The sequence below is a fragment of the Arthrobacter gandavensis genome (assembly GCF_015355785.1).
Classification (GTDB): domain Bacteria; phylum Actinomycetota; class Actinomycetes; order Actinomycetales; family Micrococcaceae; genus Arthrobacter_B; species Arthrobacter_B gandavensis_A.
The window spans coordinates 29,561-41,191 of sequence record NZ_JADKYW010000003.1; the positions used below are offsets into that span (position 1 = coordinate 29,561).

Annotated in this window: 12 protein-coding genes; 2 read left to right on the forward strand and 10 right to left on the reverse strand. The window is 67.3% G+C overall.

The genetic code is table 11. The annotated features are described in order from the left end of the window. Nucleotides 1-42: 42 nt before the first annotated feature. The 8 genes from ITX31_RS01540 to ITX31_RS01575 form a co-directional block, all read right to left on the reverse strand. Nucleotides 43-1,350 (reverse strand): MFS transporter, encoded by a 1,308-nt coding sequence (locus tag ITX31_RS01540; protein WP_194781746.1) that lies wholly within the window; start codon nucleotides 1,348-1,350, stop codon nucleotides 43-45. Nucleotides 1,351-1,379: 29 nt separating this feature from the next. After that, nucleotides 1,380-2,228, reverse strand: coding sequence for an SseB family protein (locus ITX31_RS01545; protein ID WP_194781747.1), 849 nt, complete (start codon nucleotides 2,226-2,228; stop codon nucleotides 1,380-1,382). A gap of 5 nt (nucleotides 2,229-2,233) precedes the next feature. Continuing rightward, nucleotides 2,234-2,983, reverse strand: coding sequence for a bifunctional 1-(5-phosphoribosyl)-5-((5-phosphoribosylamino)methylideneamino)imidazole-4-carboxamide isomerase/phosphoribosylanthranilate isomerase PriA (priA, locus tag ITX31_RS01550; protein WP_152275249.1), 750 nt, complete (start codon nucleotides 2,981-2,983; stop codon nucleotides 2,234-2,236). Nucleotides 2,984-3,010: 27 nt separating this feature from the next. Further along, a complete protein-coding gene (locus ITX31_RS01555) occupies nucleotides 3,011-3,166 on the reverse strand; it encodes a hypothetical protein (protein ID WP_194781748.1) in 156 nt (51 codons plus the stop codon). Between the two features lie 3 nt (nucleotides 3,167-3,169). Then, a complete protein-coding gene (hisH, locus tag ITX31_RS01560) occupies nucleotides 3,170-3,805 on the reverse strand; it encodes an imidazole glycerol phosphate synthase subunit HisH (protein ID WP_194781749.1) in 636 nt (211 codons plus the stop codon). After that, the gene (gene hisB, locus ITX31_RS01565) at nucleotides 3,802-4,419 is read right to left on the reverse strand and encodes an imidazoleglycerol-phosphate dehydratase HisB (protein ID WP_194781750.1); all 618 of its coding nucleotides are present in this window, start codon (nucleotides 4,417-4,419) and stop codon (nucleotides 3,802-3,804) included. Before hisB ends, hisH begins: the two co-directional genes overlap by 4 nt. 84 nt (nucleotides 4,420-4,503) lie before the next feature. Next, a complete protein-coding gene (locus tag ITX31_RS01570) occupies nucleotides 4,504-5,604 on the reverse strand; it encodes a histidinol-phosphate transaminase (RefSeq protein ID WP_194781751.1) in 1,101 nt (366 codons plus the stop codon). A 79-nt stretch (nucleotides 5,605-5,683) separates the two neighbouring features. Next, nucleotides 5,684-6,118, reverse strand: coding sequence for a LysM peptidoglycan-binding domain-containing protein (locus ITX31_RS01575; RefSeq protein WP_228528904.1), 435 nt, complete (start codon nucleotides 6,116-6,118; stop codon nucleotides 5,684-5,686). Between the two features lie 414 nt (nucleotides 6,119-6,532). Between ITX31_RS01575 and lexA the strand changes: the two genes are divergently transcribed. Continuing rightward, nucleotides 6,533-7,201, forward strand: a complete 669-nt coding sequence (gene lexA, locus ITX31_RS01580; RefSeq protein ID WP_228528966.1) for a transcriptional repressor LexA — start codon at nucleotides 6,533-6,535, stop codon at nucleotides 7,199-7,201. Between the two features lie 77 nt (nucleotides 7,202-7,278). Here lexA and ITX31_RS01585 read toward each other — a convergent pair whose 3' ends face one another. Both ITX31_RS01585 and hflX read right to left on the reverse strand, forming a co-directional pair. After that, entirely contained in the window at nucleotides 7,279-9,315 is a 2,037-nt protein-coding gene (locus tag ITX31_RS01585; RefSeq protein WP_194781753.1) for an ATP-dependent DNA helicase, read from the reverse strand. Continuing rightward, a complete protein-coding gene (gene hflX / locus ITX31_RS01590; protein ID WP_194781754.1) occupies nucleotides 9,308-10,876 on the reverse strand; it encodes a GTPase HflX in 1,569 nt (522 codons plus the stop codon). The genes ITX31_RS01585 and hflX overlap by 8 nt, the downstream gene beginning before the upstream one ends. A gap of 137 nt (nucleotides 10,877-11,013) precedes the next feature. Here hflX and ITX31_RS01595 point away from each other — a divergent pair, with 137 nt between their 5' ends. Further along, nucleotides 11,014-11,625, forward strand: coding sequence for a class I SAM-dependent methyltransferase (locus ITX31_RS01595; RefSeq protein ID WP_194781755.1), 612 nt, complete (start codon nucleotides 11,014-11,016; stop codon nucleotides 11,623-11,625). Nucleotides 11,626-11,631 lie beyond the last annotated feature (6 nt).

Here is an 11,631-nt window from a genome sequence, read left to right on the forward strand (position 1 = left end):
TCCCTATGCCTAGACCAGGGTTGTGCCTAGATCAGGGGTTGCCTAGACCAGGGTGCGCCGGGCGTTCACCACGGCGCGGGCGCCCAGGGTCAAAAGGACCATCAGTGCCGCTGCCGTGCCTGCGAAGGCGAAGCCGGCCCAGGGGCCGACGACGTCAATCGCCATTCCAGCCAGGGGCGCTCCGATGGCGGTGCCCGTCGTCAGCGCTGAACCGTACCAGCCCATGGCTTCTCCCCTGCGCTCCTCGGGCACCAGGTCCGCGACGCGCTCGGAGGCGGCGGAGAGGACCGGTGCACATAGCAGGCCGCCGGGAATCGAGAGCAGTGCCAGGGACACCGTGTCTGTTGCCAGGGACATGGGCAGGGTGAGCACGGCCATGGCAAGCAGCAGCAGCATGGGCGAAACCCGGCGCTTCATGGCACCGTAGACCAGGCCGCCCACCAGCGATGCGAAACACCAGACCGCAAAGACAATTCCCAGCTGGCCCGGGTTGCCGGAGGACTCCACCAGGGCAACAATTCCGACGTCGCTGCTTGCCAGCAGCAGCCCCGCACCTGCAGCCACCACGAACACCACAGCGACGCTGAGCGTCAGCCAGGAGAAACCGGCCGCCGCACGGGCCAGCACGCCGCCGCGCGCGCCTTCCGCTTCCGCCGCGGCGCCGGCCGCTTCGGTCAGCTCGGCCGCGGGTTCGCCCAGGTGGGCCGGCGCCGAGGAAACCAGCGCGGCCGTGGCCGCTTCGACGTCGTGCTCCGTGGCCTCCAGGGATTCGGACCTCGTGGGCGGGTTGAACCACATCAGGAAGAGCCCGGCGCCGGCGGTACAGATGCCCACCAGCGTCAGCCCGACGGCGGTGGAGACGGAAGTGGCCAGGACGGCACCGACCGCGGGTCCGCCCATGAACACCACCTCGGTGCCGATCGAGTCCAGGGTGAAAGCGGTCCGCCGCTTGTCCCCCTTGGCCAGGACGCCAAGGGACTGCCGCACGACGCTGAAGACGGGCAGCGTGAACACCCCGCCGATCAGGGCCAGCACCAGCAGCCATTCGTAGCTCACGTGGGGTGCCACGGACCAGATCACGGCTTCGGAGATCACCGAGGGAATGAGTGCCCTGCGCAGGCCCACGTTATCCACCCGGCGTCCGCGCCACGGTGCTCCGACGGCGATGCCGATGGTCACCAGGGCGGCAACTGCGCCGGCCGCGGCGTAACCCTTGTCCAGGGTCAGTACTACGTGGAGGGTCAGCAGGACGCCGGCGGCAGCATGGGGAAAACGGGCCAGCATGCCCACGAGGAGCACACGCCGGACCGGGACGATGGCAAGCAGGTCCCGGTAGACACTAAAGTTCACTGCACTTCTCTTCTGGCCGTTCGGGCCGGTCAGCGCGTGATTTTCAGTTCCAGGGAATCGACGCGCTCAACGAATTCGGGATGGCCGGCAAGGCGCTGCTGCAGCGCTGCTGCGAGTGACTGGACGCCTGCCGCGTCGAGTCCGGGTGCCAGCTGAAGAATGATCCTCAGTTCCGGCCCTGCGCCCCCGCCCGACACCAGCGTACCCTCTGCCGTCCGGGTGGCTACGCCACCGCCTGCGGTGAGGCGCACCTGGCGTACCGCCGGCTCCTGGCCGGCGGCCTCGGCGACTATCCCGGCCAGCCCGCCGTCTTCATAGGAGGGCGTCCATTCGCGCTGCTGGGCAAGTGCCCACATCGCCGGACGGCGTACTACGAACGTCACGTCGCTGCCGGGGTCGATGACCAGCATCTGGGCTTCTTCGGACACGGCGGACAACGCAGCGCGCGGAGCGTAGACAGCCACCGGACGGGCCTCGGGATGCCAGCGCGCGAGTGCATCGACGGAGGAAAAGACCGGCAGTGCCTTGCGTCCGTCGGGTGCGTTCAGGGTGACCAGGGCGAGGTCGGCTTCCTTGTCCGCGGCCAGTCCGTGTTCCGAGGTGGCTTCCTCGCCGAGGGTCGCGACAATCGCCACATAGACCCTCGCTGTGGCGAGCGATTCCACCACGCCGGCCTCCGTGCCGGTTCCCGCAACCAGTGCCTGCACCGAAGCCGCATATCCGGCGTCGGGCTGGCCGTCGTCCTTGTCGAACTGGTGCAGCGGGTTGCCGTCGCCCTCCAGGCTGCGCCCCGCCCAGGGCACACCCGCGGAATCTGCCGGTCCCCCGGCCGCAGCGAGGGCCGCCGCAATGTGTCCGGGCAGTTCGCGGTTGGCCACGGGTGCTAGCGCTCCGGGTGGCCGGCGACGTCGAAGGCCTGGGGCAGCGTGAACGCACCGGCGTAGAGTGCCTTGCCAACAATGGTGCCTTCCAGCCCCAGGGGAACCAGTTCGCGCAGCGCGGCCAGGTCATCCAGGCTGGAGATCCCGCCGGAAGCCACTACCGGGCGGTCGGTCCGCGCCAGCACGTCGCGCAGCAGGTCCACGTTCGGTCCGCGGAGGGTTCCGTCCTTGGTCACGTCGGTGACGACGTAGCGCGGGCAGCCGGCGTCTTCGAGGCGGGCCAGGACCTCCCAGAGGTCTCCGCCTTCCTTGGTCCAGCCGCGGGCGGCCAGCGTGGTGCCGCGGACGTCCAGCCCGACGGCGATCGCGTCGCCGTAACGGGCGATAGCACTGGCGGTCCATTCCGGGTTCTCCAGGGCGGCGGTACCCAGGTTCACGCGGCGGGCGCCGAGTTCCAGCGCCTTCTCCAGCGATGCGTCGTCTCGGATGCCGCCGGAGAGCTCCACCTTGATGGAGAGCTCCTCCACCACGCGCTTGAGCAGCGGCAGGTTGCTGCCGCGCCCGAAGGCCGCGTCCAGGTCAACCAGGTGCACCCATTCGGCGCCGTCGTTCTGCCAGGCCATGGCGGCATCCAGCGGGTCTCCGTAGCTGGTCTCGGAACCTGCTTCGCCCTGGACCAGGCGGACGGCCTGGCCGTCGGCAACGTCCACGGCGGGGAGCAGCTCGAGGATGGGTGTTTCGGTGAGGGACATGGTCCTGCTTTCAGAGATGGGGCCGGCTCAGAGGCCGAGGGTAAGGACGTAGGCGCCGAGCAGGGACATTCCCGCCAGTACCCAGAAACTGATGGATACCAGGCGCGGCATGCCCTGCCTGCGGAAGGAAATGGCTCCGCCAATCAGCAGGCCGGCCAGACCCATGAGGACAACACTCCACATGGCTCAGTCCAGTGCCTTCAGCCAGTTTTCAAGCAGCGCAGCTCCGGCGTCGCCCGACTTTTCCGGGTGAAACTGCGTGGCGCTGAGCGGACCGTTCTCGACGGCGGCTACGAACGGGCCGCCGTGGTTGGCCCAGGTCACCAGGGGCGGCTGCATGGCCGGCTGGGTGACGTCAAAGTCCCACTTCTGCACGCCGTAGCTGTGCACGAAGTAAAAACGTTCATCTTCGATGCCGGCGAACAGGCGGGACCCGGCCGGGGCCTCGACGGTGTTCCAGCCCATGTGCGGAACCACGTCCGCCGCCAGCCGCTCCACGACGCCGGGCCATTCGCCCATGCCCTGGGTGCGGACTCCATGTTCCACGCCCTCGTCGAAGAGGACCTGCAGGCCCACGCAGATGCCGAGCACGGGACGGCCTCCGGCTACGCGGCGTCCGATCATCCGCAGCGCGTCAACGTCCTTGAGCCCCTGCATCACCGCAGCGAAGGCGCCGACGCCCGGAACCACCAGTCCATCCGCTTCCAGGACGTCGGAGGACCTGGCACTCAGGGTGACGTTTGCGCCCACCCGTTCCAGGGCACGCACGGCGGAGTGGACGTTGCCGGACCCGTAGTCCAGGACCGTGACTTTCCGGCTCACAGCGCGCCCTTAGTGGAAGGGATGCCTTCGACTCGCGGGTCCGGTTCAACGGCGGCACGCAGTGCGCGCGCGAAGGCCTTGAACTGGGCTTCCACGATGTGGTGCGGGTCCCGGCCGCCGAGCACGGTCATGTGCAGGCAAATTTGTGCGTGCAGGGTGATCGCTTCGAACACGTGGCGGGTCAGTGACCCGGTGAAGTGTCCGCCGATCAGGTGGTACTCCTGGCCGGCAGGCTCCCCGGAGTGAACCAGGTAGGGCCGGCCGGAGATGTCGACGACGGCGTTGGCGAGGGCTTCGTCCAGCGGAACAGTGGCTTCGCCGAAACGGCGGATGCCGGCCTTGGAACCCAGCGCCGTCTTGAGGGCTTCCCCGATGCTGATAGCAACGTCCTCCACGGTGTGGTGGACGTCGATGTGGGTGTCTCCGGTGGCCTTGACCGTGAGGTCGATCAGCGAGTGCTTCGCCAGGGCGGTGAGCATGTGGTCGTAGAACGGCACCGAGGTGCTGATCTCCGAACGGCCGGTGCCGTCCAGGTCCAGCTCCACGAGGACGGATGATTCGCTGGTGGTCCGCTCGAGGCGGGCCGTGCGGCCGGTGGCGGTCTCCACGGTCATAACAGGATCCTTTGGAAGAAGTGGGCTCTGGTTACCAGTCTAGTGTTTGCGCACCGGAGGCGGGGTGCCGGCCGCAGCGGTGCGTCAGGCCGGGAGCAGCTCGCGGAGCCGGGCGAGGAAGGCCGTGGTCTCAGCTTCAGTGCCTGCGGTCACGCGAAGATGGCCCGGGATGCCGACGTCGCGGATCAGCACACCCGCATCCAGCAGTCCCTGCCAGGTCTTCCGCGGGTTTTCGAGTCCGCCGAAGAGGACGAAGTTGGCGTCCGACTCGGCCGGCTGCAGGCCCATGTCGGTCAGCTCGGAGACGATGCGGTCCCGCTGGCCCTTAATGTCCTCGACGTTGGCCAGCAGTGCGTCTGCGTGGGCGAGGGCTGCGTTGGCGGTGGCCTGCGTGACGGCGGAGAGGTGGTACGGCAGGCGGACCAGGCGCAGGGCGTCGGTGACCTCCGGTGCTGCGGCCATGTACCCCAGCCGGGCGCCGGCCAAGGCGAAGGCCTTGCTCATGGTCCGGGAAACGATCAGCCGTTCACGCCCGGGCAGCAGGGACAGTGCGCTCGGAGTGCCGGCATGGGAGAACTCGGCATAGGCCTCATCCACGATTACGACGGCGTTGCTGGCTGCCCCTGCCTCATAGACGGCTTCCACGACATCCAGGCCCAGGGCGGTGCCTGTGGGGTTGTTGGGAGTGCACAGGAAGACGATGTTCGGATCCGCTTTCCGCACCTGTTCGGCAGCCGATGATGCACTGAGCGTGAAGTCCGGCGACCGGGTGCCGGTGATGTATGCGGTTCCGGTTCCGCTCGAGAGCAGCGGGTACATGGAGTACGTGGGCGGAAAACTCATGGCGGTCCTGCCCGGACCGCCAAAGGCCTGCAGAATGTGCTGGAGGACCTCGTTGGAGCCGTTCCCGGCCCAGATGTTCTCGACGGCCAGTCCGTGGCCGAGGTAGGCGGCCAGACGTTCACGCAGTTCGGTGAATTCCCGGTCCGGGTAGCGGTTCAGCCCGGTCACGGCCTGGCGGACAGACGCGGCAATGGCGTCCGCGACTTCCTGCGGCAGTCCGTGGGTGTTTTCGTTGACATTCAGCAGGATGGGCACTTCCAGCTGCGGAGCACCATACGGAGTCTGGCCCCTCAGATCGTCCCGCAGGGGAAGGCGGTTGAGTTTTTCCAGCTGTTCGTTCACCTGTCCAGCTTAAGGCGCTGCCTGCCGCGCCGCAGAATCCGGCGTCAAGGTGACGGTCAGCCGGGTGTGCTGCGGAGGGCTACCCGGCCACCGGGATGTAGAGCTGGACACCGGCCGGAACCACGGCGTCGGAGAGGTTGTTCAGTACCATGATGTCCGCGACGACGGCGCGCGGGTCCCGTTCGGGTGCATACTCACCGGCGAGACTCCAGAGGCTGTCCCCCGCGGACACGCTGACCTGCTGGGTCCGCGTGACCTCAGCGCCGTCGCTCGAGGCGAGTGCCGGTGCAGTGAAGAAGCCGATGAAGGTCAGCAGCGCTGCACCGCCCAGCATGACCGGGGCGCCGATGAGCAGGAGCCGGCCCCGGCGGGTGAGCTTCAGCGGCCCCTGCGGTACGGAACGGCCTTCTTCGCTGGAACGGCGGGGCGCCGGCTTGGCACCGGAGCGGGAGGCGGCGGGGATGAGGCGGACGGAGCCCATCGAACTCTGGGCAGCCGCAAACTGGACGGACATGGCAAACCTTTCCGGCCCGAAGCCATTCTTCGCCGGCACACACCCGGCTTCGAAACTGGATTCGAACTGTTGGCATCTTCGAATCGAACATGTATTCGATTCCTGCTGTTCCTTTTCTAGCATCTATCTACGAACGCTGTCGAGACTCACTCGAACAAATGTTTGAAAATGACCTTCCGCTCCCCTAGCGTGGTATCAGCGGAAGCCTTTGAAGGCCTCCGGATTTGGCCCCCCTGTCTGGGCGGGCTGCCTCCGGCACCGGCGTTCGGACTAAAGGAAACCACCCGCCACTGACATTGCCGCCATATCCGGGTTGTCCGGAACGCTTGAAGGGAAGCCGAAGTGCCCCGTAGGACAGACTCCGAAGGCCGCCCGGCTGCCACTGCTGCCGCCGACTCCCCCCGCCCCCGTGCACTGACCCCGCGGCAGAAGAAGATCCTGGAGACCATCCAGGCCTCGGTCAGCGCCAACGGCTACCCGCCGTCCATGCGCGAAATCGGAGACACGGTGGGACTTGCCAGCCTGTCCAGCGTCACGCACCAGCTGAGCCAGCTGGAGAAGATGGGCTACATCCGGCGGGACCCGAAGCGCCCCCGCGCTATGGAGATCCTGGTTCCCCTGCTGATGCACAAAGAGGCTTCCGGCCCCGCACAGGAAGCCCCCGGGGCCGGAGCTCCGGCTTCCGTCACGGAGCTGACCACTGCGGTGGACACGGCAATGGTTCCGCTGGTGGGACGGATTGCGGCCGGCGGGCCGATCCTGGCTGAGCAGGTAGTTGAGGAGATGGTGCCGCTCCCCCGCCAGCTGGTGGGCCACGGTGAACTCTTCATGCTCCGGGTATCCGGAGACTCAATGGTTGACGCCGCCATCTGCGACGGGGACTGGGTTGTGGTCCGGCGGCAGCAGACAGCTGAAAACGGGGACATCGTCGCGGCCCTGCTGGACGATGAAGCCACGGTCAAGACATTCCGCCAGCGCAACGGACACACCTGGCTGCTGCCGCAAAATACCCGCTACGAGCCGATCATGGGCGACCACGCGACCATCATGGGCAAGGTCGTCTCGGTCATGCGATCCCTCTGACCGGCCCTTCCCTGCCGGGGCTCGCGGCCGCGGGGATTTGCGCCCGCCAGGGGTTCGCGCCGTCGGCGGTTTCGAATTTAGGCTCCGGCGCGTTCCCCCGCGTTCAGGCGTTCCAGGATGCCCAGGGCCACGGACCTGTCGGTCGTGGACCAGAACGGCGGCAGCGCGGCGCGCAGGAATCCACCGTACCGGGCAGTCGCAAGCCGCGAATCCAGCACGGCCACCATACCTCTGTCCCCGGCCGCCCGGATCAGCCGGCCGGCGCCCTGGGCCAGCCTCACGGCGGCATGGGTCGCAGAGATACTCATGAAGCCGTTGCCGCCCGCCTTTGCCACGGCGCGCGTGCGCGCTGTCATCAGCGGATCATCGGGGCGCGGGAACGGAATGCGGTCTATCACTACCAGCCGGCAGGCCTCACCCGGGACATCGACGCCCTGCCACAGGGACATGGTTCCGAACAGGCACGTCGCGTCGTCCTCGGCGAATTCCTTGACCAGGGCGGACATCGAAGACTCACCCTGGCACAGGATCGGGAAGTCCACCTTGTCCCGCAGGGCCACCGCTGCTTCCTCGGCGGCACGCCGGGAGGAGAACAGTCCCAGCGCGGCTCCGCCGGATGCCTTGAGCAGGGCCTCGAGTTCTGCCAGCTGGGCCGGTGACGTGCTGCGGTCCGGCTTGGGCAGGTCCTTCGCCACGTACAGGACACCCTGCCGGGGATAGTCGAAGGGACTGCCGACGTCGGTACCCGTCCAGGCCGGGGCGCCGGCACCGCTGAGTCCCAGTCCTCCCGCCACCGGTCCGAACTCGGACCCGATCGCCAGGGTTGCAGAGGTCAGCACCACGGTGTGTCCATCAAACAGCCCGTCCCTCAGCCGTCCGGCGACGGAGATTGGAGCGATATTCAGGGTTGCCGGGGCCGAATCGTCCGGCGGGGAGTAGCCTTCGCCCGGCGAGAACGTGCTCGGCCGCGAGGACCACAGGACTTCGCCTGAGTCCGGCGCCTCGAGCAGGCGTTCGCACAGCTCCAGCACGGCCAGCAGCCGTGAGCGGGCCATCTGGCGTCCGCCGTCGCCGGCGTCCCCGCCTTCGGGCTTGGAATCAGACAGCGCGACCCGGCAGGCCTCGCGTACCCGGGACACCGCCAGCTGCTGCTCTTCGTTGAGGCCGGAGGGCATCAGGCCCGCAGGCAGGCCTTCCACGGAAGCGTCGAAGGCCCGGCCGGCAGCTGCCAGTTCCTCCACTGATGCTGAAGTGTGCTTGCGTGCTGCCGTGACGGCGGCGCTGATCACCGCGCCGGAGAGCTGGCCGGTGACTGCTCCGGTCACCCGGTCCTGCAGCTCGTGGGCTTCATCGATGACCACCACGTCATAGTCCGGCAGCACGGCAAGGCCCTCGAAGGCACTGATGGCGAGCATCGCATGGTTGGTGATTACGAGGTCGGCGACGGCTGCCTTGGCACGTGCCCGTTCGCTGAAACAGTGCTCGGCCACGGGGCACCGCTGCGCGCCCAGGCATTCCATCGCCGTTACGGACACCTGCCGCCAGGCACGGTCGCTCACGCCGGGCAGCAGCTCATCCCGGTCACCGGTGTCGGTTTCCTCCGCCCAGTCCCGCAGCCGCACGACTTCTCGGCCAAGGGCCGACGTCGGTCCGGCGGCGGGAGCCGGGTGGGATACAGCCTTTTCCTCACCGAGGGTGAAAAGCGCACCCGGGTCATCGTCGTCGGGAAATCCCCCGCCCGTCTTGTGAACGCAGACGTAGTTGCTGCGCCCCTTCAGGAGCGCGACGTCCACTTCACGGGGAAGCTTGGGTTTCAGGGCGGCCAGCAGGCGCGGAACGTCGCGTCCCACAATCTGTGCCTGGAGCGCCAGCGTGGCCGTTGAAACCAGTGCCGGTTTGCTGCTTTGGAGCGCATGGTGGATCAGCGGCACGAGGTACGCCAGTGACTTGCCCGTACCGGTTCCGGCCTGGACCAGCAGGTGCCTGCCCGAATCGATCGACTCTGCGACTTCCCGGGCCATTTGCTGCTGCCCCGGACGCTGCTGGCCGCCCATGGCGGTAACGGCCGTCTGCAGCAGGTCCAGGACCTCCACGGCGGTGTCCTTCTTAGGCATGGCTGAGGAACGGCTCCAGCTCCGGAGCGAGGGAATCGCGGACCTTCACCCGGATACGTGTGCCGCTTTCCTCATGGTCCAGCTGCAGGATCTCGGCATCCTGGCTGTGCAGACGGGAGACAACGTCGCCGCGTTCGTACGGAACCAGGAGATCAAGTTCAACGCCCGGGCGCGGAATGCCCTCGGAGATCGCCTGCAGCAGCTCGTCGATGCCTGTCCCCGTGCGGGCGGACACCACCACTGTTCGCGGCTCACGCTGGCGCAGCCGCTCGATCACGAACGGGTCCGCGGCATCGGCCTTGTTCAGCACGATGATCTCCGGGATCCGGCGGGCGTCGACGTCGGCAAGCACTGAACGTACTGCCGCGATCTGCCCCTCGGGATCAGGATGGGAAGCATCCACTACGTGCAGAATCAGGTCTGCGTCGGCTACTTCTTCAAGCGTCGAGCGGAAAGCCTCGACCAGCTGCGTGGGCAGGGAACGCACGAATCCCACGGTATCGGCAAGGGTGTAGCCCAGGCCGTCCGGGGTCTCCGCGCGGCGGATCGTTGGGTCCAGGGTGGCGAACAGTGCGTTCTCCACCAGGACGCCCGCGTCCGTGAGGCGGTTCAGCAGCGAGGACTTGCCGGCGTTGGTGTAGCCGGCAATGGCCACGGAAGGAATTTCATTGCGCTGGCGGTTGGCACGCTTCGTTTCGCGTGCCGGCTTCATACCGGCGATTTCACGGCGCAGCTTGGCCATGCGGGTGCGGATCTTGCGGCGGTCAAGTTCAATCTTGGTTTCACCGGGACCACGCGAACCCATGCCTGCGCCGGCACTGCCGACCTGCCCGCCGGCCTGGCGGGACATTGATTCGCCCCAGCCGCGCAGGCGAGGGAGCAGGTACTCGAGCTGTGCAAGTTCAACCTGGGCCTTGCCTTCGCGGGACTTTGCGTGCTGCGCGAAGATGTCCAGGATCAGGGCGGTGCGGTCGATGACCTTGACCTTGACGATGTCTTCCAGCCCGCGGCGCTGGGACGGCGAAAGCTCGCTGTCCACGATCACGGTATCCGCGCCGGTGGCCATCACCACATCCTTGAGCTCCTGGGCCTTGCCGGAGCCGAGGAAGGTTCCGGGGTCCGGCTTCAGGCGCCGCTGGATCATTCCGTCCAGCACCTCGGAGCCGGCTGTCTCAGCCAGTGCCGCCAGTTCACGCAGCGAGTTCTCGGCGTCCGCCGCGGTGCCTTCCGTCCACAGTCCGGCGAGCACAACGCGCTCAAGCCGCAGCTGCCGGTATTCGACCTCGGTGACGTCTTCAAGCTCGGTGGACAGTCCGGCCACGCGCCGCAGGGCACGGCGGTCCGCGAGGTCCTGCTGATCCCCGTCATAGTTCGAGTGCTCCGCTGCCTCCGATGACAACGCCTGCGCCTGTCCGCGGTAACCGTCCGAAGGCGGAACGCCCTGCTTGGCGGCAGCCGCGTCTTCCCTGGCCAGGATCCGGTCAATAACGCCCTGAATCTCTTCGGGCTTGAGGTCCGTGGGCGTCGAGCCGGCAGCGGGACGGGAATTGTTGATGGTCATATTCTCCTTAGAAGCGGTATTAACCATGGTAGGCCAGTGGACCCACATTGTGACGGGGGCCCGGCAGGTTGTGCAAGAAGGTTCGCGGCCCGCCCCGATGGGGCCCGGATCCCGGACAGCCACTAATCTTGGTAGTTATGGGTTCAGAGCATTACTTCAGTTCGCAGCCGGCAACGCCGGAGGTCCGCAGGCCGCTGCACGTGTCCCTGGCAGGACGCGAGGTCACCCTCGCAACCTCGGGCGGGATATTTTCCTCCGACGGCGTTGATAAGGGAACGCAGGTTCTGCTCTCCGGTATTCCCGACCCGTCTGCGGAGGGCAATCTGCTGGACATCGGCTGCGGATGGGGGCCGATCGCGCTGACCATGGCGCTGAAGTCCCCGGCGGCACGGGTCTATGCAGTGGACGTCAATGAGCGGTCACTGGGCCTGACCCGTGACAACGCTGCGACGCTGGGCCTGGCCAATGTCCGGGCGTCCCTGCCGGAGGACGTCGATCCGTCCCTGCGCTTTGAAACTATCTGGTCCAATCCGCCGATCCGGATCGGCAAGGACGAACTGCACGCGCTGCTGCTGCTGTGGCTGCCCCGGCTCGCGCCGGGCGGAACAGCCTGGCTGGTGGTGCAGAAGAACCTCGGCTCCGATTCACTGCAGCGCTGGCTGGAGGGAACCCTGGGAGCGGATTTTGACGTATCCCGGCACAGCACCGCGAAGTCCTTCCGCATCCTGAAGGTGCAGCGCGCCGCTTAGGCACCC